The following is a 17,066-nucleotide window of genomic DNA, read 5'->3' as shown; positions in this document are numbered from 1 at the left end:
TTATGTGGTGACTGCAATTTGAACATAATGTTACAACTGCGAGCACCACCTCATAAAATATTGCAGGGATAATTGATGACAAATGAATTCATGGTGGCACAATACAATGAATGAACTATTTTTGAGCATTCACCATAGGATTTTGAATGAAAGCTTTGTTAAGCATACTACTTTTTGGCATTAGTAGTGTTGTATGCGCCACCGAGCAAGCCGAAACAATTTTTAAACAACTCGCGCCTTCTTTATACCAAATTAGGATCATTGACAAAGCAAGTGGTGAAAAATCTTCTATTGGCTCAGGGTTCCAAATTAGCGCTGATGGTTTAATTGCCACCAATTATCATGTGATTTCCAGTTACGCTCGTCACCCTAAAAAGTATCGTATTGAGTACTTAGATAATAAGGGTAATAAAGCAGAGTTAACCTTAAAAAATATTGATGTTGTTAACGATCTTGCCATTGTAAAACGTGAAGTAGACAACCCTATGCCGTTTTTCGACATATCTGATGCGCCCCCCGAAAAAGGCGAAGAAATTTTCTCGCTGGGCAACCCGCATGATCTTGGCATGATTGTAGTACCGGGCACTTATAATGGATTAAAAAAAGAATCTTTTAGCGATCGCATTCATTTTACCGGCTCAGTCAATTCAGGTATGAGTGGCGGCCCCGTTGTTAATAAAGCCACTAAAGTTGTCGGTATCAATGTAGCAACATCAGGTAACCAAATTGGTTTTTTAGTACCACACGATAAACTGCAAGTTTTGCTTAATAAACACAACCAACAAGCCCCAAACGCTGTTGCACAGCAAATGCAAACACAGCTGAACAGTTATCAAGAAAAGTTAATTACCACGTTATTAAACAGCCAATGGCAATTAAAAAACCTTGGTGAAGGCCTTGTACCGACAATTGATGTACCTTTTATTCGTTGCTGGGGTGAGTCAAACGCTGATAAAAAAGACGCGCTTATGTCAATGGCGGTGGCAAATTGTTCGTTAGAAGAAAATGTATTTATTGCGAATAATTTTTATACTGGCTCTCTTGAAATGGAGTTTCGTTATCTACATGCAAGAAAGCTTAGTGATATCAAATTTTATCAGCTCTTTCAGCGTCAAATAGCACGTGTGATGCCTGGTAATAAAGCAGGAAAAGACGACATTACAGAGTTTGAATGCCAACACGATATTGTGATGCCATCAAACCAACAAATAAACAATAAAGCTATTTTTTGTACCCGTGCCTATAAAAAGTTTACCAATTTATATGATGTACTGTACCTTGCCATTTCTGTAGACCACCACCAACAAGCACTTATCAGCCACTTTACTCTAGCTGGTGTTTCTCAGGCAAGCGCTCAGAAATTTACTAAACAGTTTATGGAGTCGGTTACATGGAAATAATTATTGAAGAAATCAGCCGAGGACATAAAGTCATTAACCGACAGAAATTCGGCCAAAACAAAGTTGCCATAGGACGAGGGTACCATAACGATGTACTAATATCTGACCCTCACGTATGCGCCGAACACTTAACGATTGCTTTTGATGGTGAAAATTGGCGAATACAAGATTTAGACAGCATAAATGGTAGCTTTCTTGGTGAGGGAAAAAAAACAGCTGATGGCCATATTGTTCATTCCGGCGATATTATTCGCGTTGGTAAAAGTCAGATCCGTATTTTATTTCCTTTTCACCCCGTAGAAGAAAGTATTACCCTGAGCTCTTTTGAAAATTTAATTAATTTAACCAAGTCTCCGCTAATATTAATCACCAATGTAATGGTTTTTGCATTAATAACCGGCTGGCTATTTTTCCTCAATAACCCAACAGAAGTAAAGTTTACTCAGCTGTTAGTATCAGCCGCGGGTCTCACGTTAATGTTTGCTGTTTGGCCAGTTGGCGTAGCAATAGTGTCATTATTAACCAAGCACGATGCTCGTATTTGGACACAACTCGGCATTTGCTTTGTTTTTTATAACTTGTCATGGGTAACAGACTTCCTAGAAACAGTAATCAACTTTAATACTGCCAGTGGTTCATTTTTAGTACTGTTGGCCTCTTTTACACCTATTGTGATTGCTTTTTGCTTATTTTGGTTAAATATTTACATTGGTTTCCATGTTAGTAACAAACGTCGAATGGCTATTGCCAGTGGCTTAACTATTCTATTAGTGGGTGGGAGCTTTTTAATACAAGTCAGCAAGAAGCCTGATTTTAGTATAAAACCAGAGTTTAACTCTACGCTACTAACACCAAGCTTTTTATTTACCAATAGCAGCAATGTTGATGAGTTCATTAATAACTCTAACGAGCTATTTAAAAAAGTAGATGAAAAAGCTAAGAAGAAAGACACATAAATAGTGTCGAAAATTTTTACAATCGATGTTTTTCAACAAATAGGCTTTTAAAAGAAAAACAAATTAAACCAACAAAAACAGCAATTTAAAAATATTTAATCAAGTTGGCACAAGATTGGCATTATACTGTTCAGTCAAATCAATGATTACAAAATTTAAGATTTATAACAGGAGATACACTATGAACATTAAAAAAGGACTAGCAATTGGCTTAGCAGCTTTAGGTTTATCACTTTCAGCACAAGCTTCAGATATCAACGTTGGTGGTGTAGTTTGGGATCCGGATTCAGTGAATGCTTTCCCAGCTGCAGAAGACTTTTTCAGCAGCGGTAACCTATTTGAAAACGTTGCAGCTCAACCAGGCGATATTGTAAACGGTTTTGGTATTTTTGACCAAATGAATAGCGACGTTAACAATGCAGCAGCATTCTGCCCAGGTTGTGAATTAACGTTTACTTTCTCTATGGAGTTAGTAAGTTTCACACCAGTTAGTGGTAATATTAGTGCGTTTGAATTTAAAGATTTAGCTATCAACATTTTTGTTGACCACAACCCTAACTATGCAGCTACATCAGCATCTTCTTCTGAAGGTAACTTATGGTTATCTTTAGTAGCTGACGGTAACTTAACAGGTTTAGGTACTGACTTAGGTACTGGTAGTGATACAGGTACAGGTTCTGCATTATTAAACGTAACTGGTGGTTTAGCTGCTGGTAACTTTGATACTAACGGTGAATTGAACGGTACTGACATGGTACTTTCTTCTTCATTCCAACCTGGTGGCCCTAACGGTCTTCTTAAAGGTGGTTTTGAATTAACTGGTAACTCAATTCCAGAGCCAGCGTCAATCGCTTTATTAGGCTTAGGTATGTTAGGTTTCGCTGCTTCACGTAAGCGCAAAGCATAATTACTTAACACCAAAAGTAAGAAATTTTAAAGCCACTCTCTGAGTGGCTTTTTTAATGCCTGATAACCGTGTAAGTTACCTGATCAATACATAAACCAGCTGATTATAGTAAGTTAACATCAACGATATATGTCGATTCAATTGATAAGAAAGTGCTATAGAAGGCTATTAACAAGGAAGGATAAACCAGATCGCCTATCCCTTTCCAAAAAACGTAATGACGGTTGTGTAACCGTAACAGTTACCTCTAAATAATCTACGCAATATTTTAATTCTGTTCATGTCGTAGAAAAATAAAAGACATTACTTTCAATTTTTAAGCTTGTTTGGGCAGAGTGGTTTAGCTTTATGCCACCCCTTGGTTTAAGTATCCACGTTTAGCTGGTTTGCTTGCGCTTTCATTCCTGCAAAAATCTTATCCGATATATCTGTTGGAAAGTCTTTAGGAAGGTTTTTGCTGACCTTTTCAATAACAATATCAAACACACTAAGCACTGAGTCAATAAGTTCAACAACTTCTACTTCATTAAAGCCAACTTCCTTGCCTTGTTGAATGAAATGACGATATTGTATTTTCTGTAATTGATAGTAATTTTTGCTACCACGAATAGCCATTGCCATTTTTACTTTCTGTTTCGCTATTTGATTTGTCTTATTACCAATTAGCGGGTGAATAGAAAGCACATCATATAAAGGTGTGAGTTTGTATTTATTGTCTGGCAAATGAGTAATGCTAAAGTTTTTTGTGTGACCATCGGTTGCTGCAAGTAAGTAAAATACAATTTGCGCTTTAAAAAAGTGTTGTTTATCAACAGCTGCGTTCTCGCTACTGGCAAGTAGCTTCATACAATCTTCTATACTTAAACCACCATCGCTTTGATATTTAAGTAATGATGATAAACCTGTTGCTTGACAAAAATCTTCTTGTGGCAAACGAATAATCCATGAACCATCACTTGATAACTTACGATCAAAACGCTCAACAATAAGTGCTTTTTTACCCGCAAAAGACCCCATTTCACAATGCGCAATAGGAATACCAAACGCGGCCATTATCTTTGAGCACAGCCATTCGTTTTCAACAGAGCCTTCCATGTCAGCTTTCATATTGCCAACCAGCCCCATTGGCAGTTTAAATATGTGTGTTGTCGGTGTTTCTCCTAAAGGTTCACACCATTGGTTATTGTGCCAAAGTAGCGCTGTTTTTTCTTGAGCTCCAGCAAGTGAAATTCTCAATTCATCATCGTCATCTAATCGACCCAGCGGGTAGCTATCAATCGCCTTATTAAGTATTCCCGCAACTTGCTGTTCATTTAACGGCTTATGCTGAATTTGTTTAATATTCTGAGGCTTATCGCCTTCTGGTAGCAATTGAATAGCCCCCACACAATCACGACCTAGCTCAACAAGTAAATCAAAGACTTTGGTGCTGGCTGTACTAAAGCGCCTTGCTAATCGTTCACGTATATCTCTGCTATCTGGCAGCAAATTATCAAAGTAAAATGAAACGACATCGCCTTTAATGGGTTGGTTTCCCGGAGTAAACGGTAATGATAAAGACAAGGGGCGACCTCGCGGGTTTTGTAACCACTCATCTGCATATTGCAGTTCATCAACACCTGATTTTATTCGCCAAGTACCAACAAACTCTGCGTTCATCCAAATAGCTAAGGCACTTACTTTACGTTTTACCATTACCATTCATCCTGCGAGCTTTCGGTACTGGATACGTTATTCTTCAACGGTTTATTTTTTTCTACAAATTGCAGCTTTATATCCAAAATAGAAAGCACTTTAAAAAGACGCTCTATCGTGACTTTTTGTGGTGCGCTTTCAAGTGTTTGATAACTTTGTTGGCTGATACCAAGTTTTTCAGCAAGCGCTTTTTGAGATAGCCGATTAGACTTTCTAAACCCGACTAGAATAGGCTTAATTTGATCAAGAGTATTAATTGTGTAATTCACGCTAACCACCAAAACAATGTATAGGCTGTTTTATCTAAAAACAGTATATAAGCTGTTTTTAACAATAACAACCTATAGGCTGTTAATCGCTTGTTTTGATCATTTAAGTGCAAAAAAGTGTTACCAAGCTCAAGATTTATGCGCATCGAAGTGTAATGATATCGATTGTTTTTGCGCAAATAAGTGTTTTTGGCTATCTATTCAAAAACAATTTCTACGCTAGAATGTTTTAATAAACTTAAGAATTCTGATGTTCTCATCTGACAATAAAACTGCTCGCAACCAGCCGTAAGATAGAACAAGCTATTATAGCGATATACTTATTCTGACGATTGAAGAAACTAGCAATAATCAAGCGGCAGAATATGAAATGAAACTAAGAAAAAGTGCCTAAAGAAGCCTCCAAGTTTATTTGACCGTTACAACCAATTAGGTGACCGAAATTTTAGGTAATTTATGAAATGAATAGAAATAAATAGAAGTAAATAGAAGTAATAAACTGGCTAATACTAATGCTTTTAGCCAGTTATGAAATAATTGGAAGTGACTTGAAAGGTTATTCTATATTCTGGATCTGTTTATTTAATATAAATTTTAATAGCTTAAAGATCAATTAATTATCAATAAAAAAAGCCTCAATTAATGGTTCTTGCCACCATGATTGTCACCATTTTATCTCCACTGATTGAGGGAATCATATCTACGTTTAGTAAACTCACTGTCATACTCTTGAGTTCTATCGCTTAATTCCGGCTTCCAAAAATCCTTAGAGTACTCGAAAATTCTATAACTTGAACTCCAAAGCGATTTATCTATTCCATAATGCTTTTCAATATAATTCAAACAAAAAGACTGCTCTTCATCTTCAGGACGGACACATATGCTAGGTTTGTTGTTTTCACGAGGTATTGAAACATCTGTTGTATTATTTTGCTCATTAGCAAGGTCTTCAAAACCGCCTGAAAAATAATTGGCTTTAATAACTTTAGCGGCAAGATCCAATATATGAAAATCAAGCATTCTTTCATCATCAAGTTCTGATGAATAACTCAAGACAGGCATAGATAAATAAAGAAGATAAAAGGCGGCTTCAAACCTACCATCTCGTAAGCAGATCATTGCTGCTCGATAGATATCATCGTAAGCAACCATTGATAAGAACTCTTTGTCAAACCCGTGACGCTCTAGCTTTCGGCTAATCAATTCATATCTATTTGAATATTTTAGTCGCAGCTCTCTTTCAATGTTCAAGTTTTGGTGAATTTCAGTTAATCCAGTAGCAAAAAGAACCACAGCTTCCTCTACAAAACTAGCTTCAATTATGGAAAGTATGTTGTACTTCCCGTGTTTGAAAGTTTTACGCGCTTTAGGCACTAATTTGTCGAATGCATCATTTAGCTTTTTCTTTTTTGACCGAGCTTGCTTACCATTATAGTACTTACCCCAGTTTCGAACATCGAGACTTTCACTAATAAGTGTCTTATGTATCTCAAGTGCTAGCTCTTTATCATCTGTAACTCTGCTAGCCAACTCCCAAAACTCCCCGCTAACCTCGCTCTCATTAATGAGTGGAATAGAGAGTAACTTTGCAACATCTAAATACGAATTGAAATTGAACGCGGACATTATTTCTCTAATCCAAAATTGCGTTCTTATTATTCTTGATGGGTTATGTGATGCCATAAGTTTTCCTTGGTGCGTAAAACTAATTTTTTACGCCATTATGCTCTTTTTTCGAAATACATATGATGCTCTCACTTTCCGAATGAGCGGAAAAATTAATTAGAAGAGACATAAATTATGTTTACGAATTCATACATATTAACACTAAAGGAGCTTCCTAATGTACTAGGCATTTCAAGAACAGCTCTTTGGAAGTTGAGAAGTGAAGGAAGCTTTCCCGCGCCACTAAAGTTAAACGGCAAAATATTGGGATGGAGAAGAGAGTCAATCACGAATTGGCTAGATTCCTTACAAAAGGAGGCGGCATAAGATGAGTTATAAAATTCGAGGGCAGAATATTTTAATATTAATTGCGTCAAGGTTTAATGTTTTTGAGAACGAAAGGTTTTTTCTGGACTGTACACACTGCTTATTGGCACTGGAAACCTGTTTAGACAATGATCTACATGACGATCATATATTGGAACTGGTTGAGTACGCTTACTCTGTAATCATTAAACAACAGGTACTTGAAGGTACGCTTAAGCCCGAACTTGAATGTGTCGGAAACATACTAATCGTGGCTATTCTTTATTGTTCAGACAGTGATTCTGATATGGATAAGTTACCTAAATACTTTATGGGGGTATCTGATGAATAGTGAGTTCAAAGTTGAATCTGAAAACCGGGAAATTATTATCAATATTTTGAACAGATTACAATCAAGATGTAGTGAACGATTGCTTTCGTATGAAGACCTCGAACTCTCGACTAAAATCGCTGAGTCGATACTTGAAAACTTAGTTGCTAAACAAAAATGGAATAATATTTCTGCTATGGTCACGCCTGATTATGAGACTTTTTCACCGCTTTATAGAGGAACGCCTCAGCATACTCAATGCGTAATCCGCAGGAAAAATGGTGTTTGGTTTGTATCAGAGTTTGAACGAACAAAAGCATTCCGTGATGGTAGTTTTAAAGTCACGATTGACCGAGATTCTTTGCGTGTAAAAAAGGATCAAATATTTGATTTTGTTACAGAGAATTTGTCTAGCAATCATGTGACAAAATAATGTGTGATTTACCCCGCTGTGCGGATAAATCCATAAGCAAGGCTGGTCGATTGATCAGCCTTTTACTTGCCCTAAAGTGCTAGTTTTCTAGAGCAATATCGATTTGACGTTGAACATATTCCTGTACTTTTTCTGCTGGTGTGCAAAGCCTTTTCTCTAGTCCTATTTCAGACGAAGTTTTTACTGATTGCCCGAATCTCACAATAGGCTTATTTTTCGGATTGTAGCGTTCAATGCTGGCTCTCAGAAAATGATCCAGCGCATCTTCTAGCTCCGCTGGATTGGCATCTGCCTCAATTCTGAAGAGAAGTAGCTTTAGAGTATCGATAACCAAGTTATGGTATTCACCAAATGCTCCGCCATACTTGGCTCCAGCAAGCTTTTGAACAAACGCGGGATAACTATGGGCGCCCAAATCACTATAGATGAGATCAAATTCTGCTTTTAACTCTCTTAAAAATCCTCCGAATTGATGAACCAAGTTAATAAGATCTCCCAATTCGCTAGCTTGCGAGAAATGAGCGGATATGAGGAGTCCCACTAAATTATGTACTCTGAAAGCCAGAGAAGTTTTATTTGTTGGTTCAAATGACGCGTACAGCTTCTCATAACCAATTAACTTCGTCGTTATGTTAGTACTTGTATCAATCATGACGAAAACTCCTCAGAATGGCTTGAGGGCTTCTTGAGGGACGGAATCTTTGATGTTATGAGGTTTGTCAGCATATGTTTTGCTTTTTCAAGCTTTGCAGATAGTTTATAGATAAGCTCTGATTGTTCATTAACAATGTTGCTAATTAGGTTTGCATAACGCTTTTGTGCATACCATTCATGGCGAGTCAAGCGCCTGCGACGAGGCCCATGCCGGAGTTGACCGTTTTTCAGACCTACATCCTCAAAATATTGATCCTGCAATTCACGCATGGCTTCTTTGTAAGCGAAGTCTTTCTTAGACTTTGAATTTGATTTTATTGCTCTTTGAGCTGCAAGACCCGGGTGAAAAGAGTTTAAGTCCAATTTACCATCATCATTTAGCCTTGGCATAATGCAAAAGTGCACATGGCAGAATCTTTCATCAGAATGTTTTACAAGTGATACAAACGAATCGCCAAAACGTTGTCTAAGAAAATTTTCAGTATCTTCCAGCCATTTTTTCACCTCAGGTAGTTCCCAATTTTCAGGAGTAGATTCGACTTTGATCGATGCGATACCAAATGAAACAATTTGGGCGTCTGATCGAATTTTTCGACCAAGTGGATCTTTACAGTTTTTAATCAGCCCATGTAAACGATCTAAAGCTTCGAGAGGCTTAATACCATAAAGTAATTCTGGTTTTTCTGGCTTTTGAATGTGAGGATAAGAATGTTCAGTTCGTTGACATTCTCGTGCAACAGCTTCAGCTGTTGGTCGTTTAGAGTTTTTTCTTTTCTTAAGTGCATATGATTCCATATGCAGGAATTGATAGCTATTTTTTTGCATGTTATTCACCACGGATAAAGTTTAAATTTTCATTCTTCCGTCATGAATGTGTTCTTAGGGATTTTAAGCCCAGCAAGGCCGACGCTTATGTTCAACATAAGCCTAGTCGGTCACTAGCTTTACCTCTTAAACGTACCACAAATTAATAGCTTAAGTCAAATATCAGCACGTAATTCAAATATGCAATACGTTGATTTAAAAGATAAAAGTGTTGACTTTTGAGTTTTTTCGGGCTAAAATCCACATTAGAACGTTCAGTATAATTTTTATCTTCTTCAGAAGATGGGTTGTTATATTTCTTTTGATTTAATAATCTTGTTTTCCTTTTAAATTTTCTTAAATATTTATCAAGTTAAGAAATAAACTTCTACTAACCCCTCAATATAGAACTATCCGTTTCGATAGAAACGGGGTTTAATAAATAATTTGATTTCAAAGAAAAGGCCGAAAATTTTTTAAAAATTTCGGCCTTTAAGTTATGGAGTGCAAATTAAAGTTATTCGCCTATTGGGAGTATAGGCAGTCCTAATTCCTCAAGATACTTATTATGTGTCTTAGTTGCTCTTACTATGCTTTTTTCAATCTTACCTAATGAGCTGTTAACATCTGCCAGAATAATCTTTTCCTCAGGCTTAGCGGTACTCACATACCTTGAAATATTCAGGTTAAAATCATTCTTCTCGATCTCTTCCATTGATACACGGCGAGAGTAACGATCTTCTTCCTTGCGGAATTGATAAGTATCAATAATCTTATCTATATGTTCCGGTAACAGACGGTTTTGGCGTTTTCCTTTTTCAAAATGTTCTTCATCACTGGCGTTGATAAACAATACATCATCGGGCTTTTTGCACTTTTTCAATACAAGAATACAAACGGGAATACCCGTTGAGAAAAACAGGTTAGCAGGCAAACCGATTACCGTATCAATATTGTTATCTTTTAATAGTTTTGTACGAATCCGGCCTTCTGCACCGCTACGGAACAGTACGCCATGAGGTAAGATAATTGCCATGGTGCCTTCATCACCTAAGAAATGAAAGCCATGTAGTAGAAAGGCAAAGTCTGCCGCTGATTTAGGTGCAAGACCATGACTCTTAAAGCGGAAGTCTTCGCCTAGTGCCTCTGTTGGCTCCCAACGATAACTAAATGGTGGGTTAGCAACAACGGCATCACATTTTAGCTTTTTAGCGGGATTCATTTCATTGAGCATATCCCAGTCATTAAGCAATGAATCACCATGGTGAATATTAAACTCCGAATCTTTCATTCCGTGCAGAAGCATATTCATGCGGGCAAGGTTGAAGGTCGTAATATTCGTTTCCTGCCCGTATATACGGCCAACACTGCCACCATCTTTTTTCAGTTTATTTCGCACATTCAACAAAAGCGAGCCAGAGCCACAAGCGAAATCCAATACGTTATTGAGTTTTTTCTTCTTGCCTGTTGCAGGTTCCTGACTATCCAGTGTTACGATCTCTGACAATATGGTCGAGATTTGTTGTGGAGTATAAAACTCGCCAGCTTTTTTTCCTGAACCAGCAGCAAATTGGCCAATCAAATATTCATAAGCATCACCAAGGGTGTCGCTGTCGGTTGAAAATCCTGAAATACCTTCTGCGATTTTGGTAATGATGGTGCAAAGTTTGGCGTTACGAAGGCTGTAGTTTTTACCCAGCTTTTCTGAATCCAGATTAATCTCTGAGAACAAGCCCTGAAAGCTGTTTTCAAACGATTTATTTTCAATGTACTTAAAGCCTTGTTGCAACGTAAGCAACAAGTCATCATGCTGAGTTCTGGCAAGCTCTGCGATACTGCTCCATAAATGTACTGGCTCAATCACATAATGCACTTTACGGCGCATTTGCTTTTCAAATTCTGGAGTATCTTCTTTATTTTTCTCATACCACACGCTTAATGGAGCGCGTTTATCATCTTCGTTAAGCGTTGGGTAATCTGAACCCAGTTCTTTTTTCGCAGCGGCTTCATAGTTGTCGGACAAATAGCGTAAGAACAGGAAGGAAAGCATATAATCGCGAAAATCGTCTGCGTTCATTGCGCCGCGCAGGTTGTCGGCGATATCCCATAGGGTTTTACCTAAGTCTTTTAATTGTTGTTCGGTCATGGTGTTGCCCTTCTTGTATTATCGCTAAGTATTTCCGGCAGATAAAATTGAAAACTGGTGATGAACGCTCTTAGGATTTGCCGGAATAAATCCTGATTATCTTCGCCCATAGGAGTTGGCTCGTGAATAGCATATTTTCCATGACTAAGAAGATTGAGTGCACGATTAAATAATGCGCTATTCTCATCGTCATCTATGGCTTTTAGGCAGAAGCTAATATCGGCATGGCCGAAGAAGGCTGCCGTCTTCTCCATAATGCTACGCAGGGCATTAAAGTGAAATGTGTAAAGCGTTCCGCCATCTGGATTGGCGGCTCTTTGTAGCTCTGCAAGTGTCGCAACGTGGTGGAAATATGGCGTGTCTTCAGTGGCGCGAAGCGTGTATCGATTCTCACTATTTGGGCGATGAAGAAAATACCGCTTGTGCCTAACTTTTGGTTCATTATCTTTTGCTCTGCCTATCTCATTGCACATGACATTGTAAAAGAGTGAATGATGCGAAGAGACCACGATTTTCATCGGATTGAGCGTACCGTCATCATTCTTACGGTTAGTCGCTCGACGAAGAAGTTTAGCCAAATCACAAGCAACAGAGATTGCATTGTTGTCGTCAAGCGACGAAACGGGATCATCAATATAGATGTATTTTACCCATTGATAAGATTCTTGACCATCTAGCACCCGCTCGCAGATAGCCATGAATATACACCAGATAAAAAGGCTTTCTTCACCTCGGGAAATTTTAATATTTTCCTGCCCGTCTTTGCTGAATTTTACGAAGTGAGGTTTTGTGAAAGTTTCATTCCCCTGCTGAACTTCTTTGTATTCAAAATCAAATCCGAAATCAGCATATCGACTAAGGTATTCGTCAATCGTTGGCTCAAGACCTAAATTAGTAAAACCATCAAAAAACTTAGAATTCTGATTTACTTGCAACCCTCTTGCGGCATCATTTTCTAGGTCGTTTTCCCAAGTAAATAAGTCTTCGGTAAAGGCATTAAAGTAAAGAGTATCTGGTTTACCACCGTTATTTCGTTTTCCACGATTTTTAAAATCCATCGAAAGTCTAGTCTTACCTGTGCGATTGTACGCATAGAGAAGAACAAGCTCTTTGTCATTCAAGTCGTCGCGCAAGCGAGTAACAAGCCCTCTTAAGTTTTGGTAGGTGCGAATTCCTGTCATATCCCTACCTCATCTACAGACGGGAAGAGTTGTTGCATCAAGCCCTTTTTGTGGGATTTTAGGTCTTCAATTTTTTGTGCCTGTGAGTGAATCAGATCATCTACAGAACAGAGGCAATCAGCTATCTTTTGTTGTTCCTCGATATCTTTTGGCAGCAGAAGTGGACAATTTAGAACATCACCTTTTCTTAAGTTAGTTTGTTTAACGCCATCATCAAAAGCCAGAAAATACGGGTTTCTGTTTAGAGAATAGAAAAGCATGATACCGACTGCCTTTTTAGGGCTTAACTTGCAAATTCGCTGATTCACTGTGTAGCGATTATTTTCATCAACAAAGAAACACTTAGCTATAGCTCTCCCATTTGGAACATCACTAAGCACCATCAATATGTCGCCTTTTTTTGCAAGACAAAATGCTTCGTTTGTGTACTTCTTCACCTCTCCATTCGTAGAAATGAATTTTGAATTTACAACAATAAAATCACCAGATTTAGTAATACCTTGCTCATGGGCTTTACCATTTTCATATCTAGCAACGTTCTCCAAAGGTGCTTCCACCCAATCTCCCGCATTTTCAAACTCCGGAAAGCGCAGTGTAGGAACGGTTTCACCTTCGGCGGGGAAGAGGTTTTGTAGCAATCCCTTTTTATAGGATTGGAGTTCTTGGTGCTTTTGGGTATGCGCAGCGATCAGCTCATCCAGTGAAGACAGACAATCGGCTATTTTTTGTTGTTCTTTCTTATCTAATGGGTAAGCCACCTCTATCTTTGACATTCTTCCAGCGGATATTCCAAGAACCTTTGCACCCTGCGCCTCTTTCTTAATCTGCTCTCGTAAACGATTGGATTTAAATAGATATCCACCGAAACCAATTACCAGTTTGGCTTCTTTTTGTCTGGCTAGAAGTGTATGCAGTCCTGCGATCAATTTTTCGTTATTCAGATTTACAACTTCAATGCTCTTCCCAACATCGTCCAAATCTTCCGATGCATCGGCAAAAACCATATCACCTTCTATACAATAGCAATCCTTTTTTATCTTCCCTAAAGGCTGGGTAGCATTGATATAAGGAACAAGCTCTTTTTCAATATCAAACAATGTAGAAAACTTGGTGTGTATATCACCATAGTGAATATTCTTTACCGTACCCGCATCATAGTTAAGCTTGTCCCGCGAAAGGGAGTTCGTCACTTTGAACTCGTATATATCCTCTAAAGGCTCATTGTTCCAACTTTCTGAATTCTCAAACTCAGGAAAGCGCTGCTCCGGAACTAATCCTTTTTTCATCTTATTACTCATACGCCGCTAACCCCGAAATTTCACGGCCTTGAGCAAGTTTATTGAGTAGTGGCACTAACTCTTCCATCAATGCTAGCTCTGCCTGTGTACGTGCTTTCCAACCTAAATCTAGCGGTTCTAATAATTCGCTGAGCTGCTCGCCATCGAATATCATGCGATCCAAAATACGATCAACGAAACCTTGCAGAGCATCATGCTCAATGTTGTGGTTATCTGCTATGGCGGCTAGTTCCTTTGCTGATTTGTCGGCTTTGAACTTTTGATATCCTTCGCGAATAGCTTTTTCATTCAAGCTTTGGTCGGTCGGTAGACTGTTGATGTAATCGACGATATCGTCGCGCTCATCCATCAAATTGGCGCTAGAGCTGATCAAGTCGATTAGTTGTTGGCGACTCATTTTGTGCTTGCTGGGTTTGTCGTCATCCGTAGATTTAGCGATTAAGCCCATAATGTAGTCATAATCAATCACGGCAGAAGCAAACAGCACCAGTTCAAATTCTAGCTGTTGTACCGGATCATCGGGGTCGTTACTGCCTTTGGCTTGTTGCGCTTTCAGGCGTTGCGCTGTTTCCAGATACATTCCACGGAAGCCACGCAACTGCTCTTCGGGTAGTAATGTATTAACGCTTGCTACCTGCTCTTCATTCAAATCGGTATATTGATCGAGTTGGGTTTTTAAGCGCTGTACCTCTTTGAAGCGGTTGATAAATTCGCTTCTGGCCGCATCACCTTTGAGGTTGTTGACGTTTTCAGGGGTGCAGGATAGCCCTTGCGAATCCATGAACTTTTCGAGGTCATTCACGGCACTGTCTAAATTTTCGATAACCTGTGGTGCAGGGTCAACCAGCCAGATTTCTTTGGCTCGGTCTTTGTCCTGCCCTGAGAAACGCGCAATCGCGGTATTAACGGCATCTTCTTGATAGCGAAAATCCAAGACATTACCGTATGGTTTTGTATCGTTGAGCACGCGATTTGTACGTGAAAAGGCTTGTATCAAGCCGTGATATTTCAGATTTTTATCGACATACAGTGTGTTGAGGTATTTGGAATCGAAACCCGTCAGCAACATATCCACCACAATCACAATATCGATTTTATCTTTATGGGGGTAATCCTTGTTGGTGTATCTCTGGTCTTTAATGCGTTGCTGCACGTCCTGATAATACAAGTCGAATTCACTTATGGTGTGGTTTGTACCGTATTGCGTGTTGTAATCGGCAATGATTTGTTTAAGTGCCTTTTTCTTTTCTTCTGGGTCTTTTTTGTTGTCTTCTTTCTCAGTTACTAAATCTTCTTGCAACTGCTGTACATCTTTATTGCCTTCTGCTGGCGGCGAGAATACACAGGCAATATTCAAAGGTATATAGCTATCACCTTCGGCTAGCTTTTCTGTCTGCGCCTGTTTGAATAACTGATAGTATTCAATAGCGTTGTTGATTGAGGCGGTAGCCAATACCGCGTTAAATCGCCTTTGGTTAGTAGCGGAATCGTGCTTTTTAAGTATCTCGCCAACAACGGCTTCAGGCGATGGCAGCTTGGGTTTTGGCTTTTTCTTTTTATCGCTCGTATCGTCTTTGGGCTTTTCACCGAAATAGTCGATATGGAACCGCAGCACATTACGGTCGTCAATGGCGTTAGTTATGGTATAAGCATGCAACTGCTTTTGGAAAATATCTTCGGTGGTTTTGTATGAACCGATTGTGCCATCAATTTTCTTATAGGTAGCGTTATCTTCAAAGATCGGCGTACCCGTAAAGCCGAATAACTGCGCTTTAGGAAAGAAGGCTTTAATGGCTTGATGATTATCGCCAAACTGAGATCGATGGCATTCATCAAAAATAAATACAATTCTTTGATCGCGTAGTGGCTCAAGGCGTTCTTTGTATGTTTGCTTGCCGTTTTGTTTATGCTGTTGATTGCGCTTGCTGTTTTCATCAAGTGCAAGGCCAAGCTTTTGAATAGTTGTAACGATAACTTTATCGGCATAGTCGTCCGAGAGCATGCGTCGAACCAAGGCTTCGGTATTAGTGTTTTCTTCAACACAGCCCTCTTGAAACTTATTAAATTCCTCACGGGTCTGACGATCAAGGTCTTTACGGTCTACGACAAACAAGCATTTATCAATATCAGGGTTGTCTTTCAATAAAGTGGAAGCCTTAAACGACGTTAGAGTTTTACCACTGCCTGTGGTGTGCCAGATATAGCCGTTGCCACGATTTTGATGGATACAATCGACAATCGCCTTTACCGCATAGATTTGGTATGGGCGCATAATCATGAGCTTTTGCTCGTTGGCGACAAGAACCATATAGCGGCTGATCATTTGACCTAAGGTGCATTTGGCTAAGAAGTTATCTGCGAAATCGTCAAGATGGGTGATCTTGGTATTGTCTTCTTTGGCGAGCTGATAAATGGGCAAAAAACGCTCATCAGCATTAAAGCTGAAGTGCTGATTGTGGTTGTTGGCAAAATAGAGCGTGTTGTCACGGTTACTGACAATGAAGAGCTGCATAAAGCAGAGCAGCGTATTGGCATAGCCATTACCCACGTCATTCTTATATTCAACAATTTGCTCCATGGCACGGCGTGGTGTTAGGCCAAGCGTTTTCAACTCAATCTGAACCACGGGGACGCCGTTTATCAGCAAGATAACGTCATAGCGGTGATGACTATTTTCGGTATTGATGCGCAATTGGTTAATTACTTCGAATTCGTTTTTGCACCAGTCTTTGATATTGACCAAAGTGTATTGCAATGGTGTTCCGTCTTCACGCTGGAAAGTATTACGTTCTCTCAGTGTTTTAGCTGCGGCAAATACATCTGAATTAACGATTTCATCACGCAAGCGAGCAAATTCTGAATCAGTAAGACGAACGTAATTGAGAGCCTCGAACTTTTCACGGAAATTTTGCTCAAGACTAGCTTTATCACGTATGTCTTCGCGATAGTTATATTTGAGGTCTTGAAGCTTTGCGATTAAAGCATTTTCTATTTGTTGTTCTTTTGTCATGCAACTTCCCT

15 protein-coding genes are annotated in these 17,066 nt (G+C 39.0%); 6 read left to right on the top strand and 9 right to left on the bottom strand.

All coding sequences use genetic code 11. From position 1 onward, the window contains the following. Positions 1–146: 146 nt before the first annotated feature. From Q4489_RS03805 to Q4489_RS03795, 3 genes are all read left to right on the top strand, one after another. A complete protein-coding gene (locus tag Q4489_RS03805) occupies positions 147–1,400 on the top strand; it encodes a trypsin-like peptidase domain-containing protein (protein WP_303477302.1) in 1,254 nt (417 codons plus the stop codon). Further along, positions 1,391–2,356 carry an FHA domain-containing protein gene (locus tag Q4489_RS03800; RefSeq protein ID WP_303477300.1) on the top strand — a complete coding sequence of 322 codons (966 nt, stop codon included), beginning with the start codon at positions 1,391–1,393 and terminating at the stop codon, positions 2,354–2,356. Before Q4489_RS03805 ends, Q4489_RS03800 begins: the two co-directional genes overlap by 10 nt. A 181-nt stretch (positions 2,357–2,537) precedes the next feature. After that, complete coding sequence (locus tag Q4489_RS03795) at positions 2,538–3,263, top strand: PEP-CTERM sorting domain-containing protein (RefSeq protein WP_303477298.1); 726 nt, start codon at positions 2,538–2,540, stop codon at positions 3,261–3,263. Positions 3,264–3,626: 363 nt separating this feature from the next. On the opposite strand, the gene Q4489_RS03790 is transcribed toward Q4489_RS03795, so the two are convergent. The 3 genes from Q4489_RS03790 to Q4489_RS03780 all read right to left on the bottom strand — a co-directional run bounded on the left by Q4489_RS03790 (position 3,627) and on the right by Q4489_RS03780 (position 6,910). Beyond that, entirely contained in the window at positions 3,627–4,958 is a 1,332-nt protein-coding gene (locus Q4489_RS03790) for a type II toxin-antitoxin system HipA family toxin (RefSeq protein ID WP_303477296.1), read from the bottom strand. Further along, positions 4,958–5,227 (bottom strand): helix-turn-helix transcriptional regulator, encoded by a 270-nt coding sequence (locus Q4489_RS03785; RefSeq protein ID WP_303477294.1) that lies wholly within the window; start codon positions 5,225–5,227, stop codon positions 4,958–4,960. The genes Q4489_RS03790 and Q4489_RS03785 overlap by 1 nt, the downstream gene beginning before the upstream one ends. Positions 5,228–5,899: 672 nt before the next feature. Beyond that, on the bottom strand, positions 5,900–6,910 hold the full coding sequence (locus Q4489_RS03780; RefSeq protein WP_303477292.1) for a hypothetical protein: 1,011 nt from the start codon (positions 6,908–6,910) through the stop codon (positions 5,900–5,902). 117 nt (positions 6,911–7,027) lie between these two features. On the opposite strand from Q4489_RS03780, the gene Q4489_RS18275 reads away from it, so the two are divergent. The 3 genes from Q4489_RS18275 to Q4489_RS03770 are packed head-to-tail and all read left to right on the top strand — an operon-like array spanning position 7,028 to position 7,962. Then, positions 7,028–7,219: a helix-turn-helix transcriptional regulator gene (locus tag Q4489_RS18275; RefSeq protein WP_368389582.1), complete on the top strand. Its 192-nt coding sequence runs from the start codon at positions 7,028–7,030 to the stop codon at positions 7,217–7,219. Position 7,220: 1 nt separating this feature from the next. Further along, positions 7,221–7,550, top strand: coding sequence for a hypothetical protein (locus Q4489_RS03775; RefSeq protein ID WP_303477290.1), 330 nt, complete (start codon positions 7,221–7,223; stop codon positions 7,548–7,550). Next, positions 7,543–7,962 (top strand): hypothetical protein, encoded by a 420-nt coding sequence (locus tag Q4489_RS03770; protein ID WP_303477288.1) that lies wholly within the window; start codon positions 7,543–7,545, stop codon positions 7,960–7,962. The genes Q4489_RS03775 and Q4489_RS03770 overlap by 8 nt, the downstream gene beginning before the upstream one ends. Positions 7,963–8,041: 79 nt before the next feature. Here Q4489_RS03770 and Q4489_RS03765 read toward each other — a convergent pair whose 3' ends face one another. The 6 genes from Q4489_RS03765 to Q4489_RS03740 all read right to left on the bottom strand — a co-directional run bounded on the left by Q4489_RS03765 (position 8,042) and on the right by Q4489_RS03740 (position 17,055). Further along, positions 8,042–8,614, bottom strand: coding sequence for a hypothetical protein (locus Q4489_RS03765; RefSeq protein WP_303477286.1), 573 nt, complete (start codon positions 8,612–8,614; stop codon positions 8,042–8,044). Continuing rightward, positions 8,611–9,441, bottom strand: a complete 831-nt coding sequence (locus tag Q4489_RS03760; RefSeq protein ID WP_303477283.1) for a plasmid recombination protein — start codon at positions 9,439–9,441, stop codon at positions 8,611–8,613. Before Q4489_RS03760 ends, Q4489_RS03765 begins: the two co-directional genes overlap by 4 nt. Positions 9,442–9,937: 496 nt before the next feature. Further along, positions 9,938–11,566 carry a type I restriction-modification system subunit M gene (locus Q4489_RS03755; protein ID WP_303477281.1) on the bottom strand — a complete coding sequence of 543 codons (1,629 nt, stop codon included), beginning with the start codon at positions 11,564–11,566 and terminating at the stop codon, positions 9,938–9,940. Beyond that, positions 11,563–12,747, bottom strand: coding sequence for an AAA family ATPase (locus tag Q4489_RS03750; protein ID WP_303477278.1), 1,185 nt, complete (start codon positions 12,745–12,747; stop codon positions 11,563–11,565). The genes Q4489_RS03755 and Q4489_RS03750 overlap by 4 nt, the downstream gene beginning before the upstream one ends. Further along, complete coding sequence (locus tag Q4489_RS03745; RefSeq protein WP_303477275.1) at positions 12,744–14,033, bottom strand: restriction endonuclease subunit S; 1,290 nt, start codon at positions 14,031–14,033, stop codon at positions 12,744–12,746. The genes Q4489_RS03750 and Q4489_RS03745 overlap by 4 nt, the downstream gene beginning before the upstream one ends. A gap of 4 nt (positions 14,034–14,037) precedes the next feature. Further along, positions 14,038–17,055: a type I restriction endonuclease subunit R gene (locus Q4489_RS03740; RefSeq protein WP_303477272.1), complete on the bottom strand. Its 3,018-nt coding sequence runs from the start codon at positions 17,053–17,055 to the stop codon at positions 14,038–14,040. Positions 17,056–17,066 lie beyond the last annotated feature (11 nt).

It is taken from the genome of Thalassotalea sp. 1_MG-2023 (genome assembly GCF_030546745.1).
Classification (GTDB): Bacteria; Pseudomonadota; Gammaproteobacteria; order Enterobacterales; family Alteromonadaceae; genus Thalassotalea_C.
Note: the sequence above shows the minus strand (reverse complement) of the source record. Positions and strands in the feature narration are given on the sequence as shown.

Bases quoted from the DNA above. Each gene is read 5' to 3' on its own strand.
- Q4489_RS03805 (WP_303477302.1), top strand. From the start codon at position 147: ATGAAAGCTTTGTTAAGCATACTACTTTTTGGCATTAGTAGTGTTGTA.
- Q4489_RS03800 (WP_303477300.1), top strand. From the start codon at position 1,391: ATGGAAATAATTATTGAAGAAATCAGCCGAGGACATAAAGTCATTAAC.
- Q4489_RS03795 (WP_303477298.1), top strand. From the start codon at position 2,538: ATGAACATTAAAAAAGGACTAGCAATTGGCTTAGCAGCTTTAGGTTTA.
- Q4489_RS03790 (WP_303477296.1), bottom strand. From the start codon at position 4,958: ATGGTAAAACGTAAAGTAAGTGCCTTAGCTATTTGGATGAACGCAGAG.
- Q4489_RS03780 (WP_303477292.1), bottom strand. From the start codon at position 6,910: ATGGCATCACATAACCCATCAAGAATAATAAGAACGCAATTTTGGATT.
- Q4489_RS18275 (WP_368389582.1), top strand. From the start codon at position 7,028: ATGTTTACGAATTCATACATATTAACACTAAAGGAGCTTCCTAATGTA.
- Q4489_RS03775 (WP_303477290.1), top strand. From the start codon at position 7,221: ATGAGTTATAAAATTCGAGGGCAGAATATTTTAATATTAATTGCGTCA.
- Q4489_RS03770 (WP_303477288.1), top strand. From the start codon at position 7,543: ATGAATAGTGAGTTCAAAGTTGAATCTGAAAACCGGGAAATTATTATC.
- Q4489_RS03765 (WP_303477286.1), bottom strand. From the start codon at position 8,614: ATGATTGATACAAGTACTAACATAACGACGAAGTTAATTGGTTATGAG.
- Q4489_RS03760 (WP_303477283.1), bottom strand. From the start codon at position 9,441: ATGCAAAAAAATAGCTATCAATTCCTGCATATGGAATCATATGCACTT.
- Q4489_RS03755 (WP_303477281.1), bottom strand. From the start codon at position 11,566: ATGACCGAACAACAATTAAAAGACTTAGGTAAAACCCTATGGGATATC.
- Q4489_RS03750 (WP_303477278.1), bottom strand. From the start codon at position 12,747: ATGACAGGAATTCGCACCTACCAAAACTTAAGAGGGCTTGTTACTCGC.
- Q4489_RS03745 (WP_303477275.1), bottom strand. From the start codon at position 14,033: ATGAAAAAAGGATTAGTTCCGGAGCAGCGCTTTCCTGAGTTTGAGAAT.
- Q4489_RS03740 (WP_303477272.1), bottom strand. From the start codon at position 17,055: ATGACAAAAGAACAACAAATAGAAAATGCTTTAATCGCAAAGCTTCAA.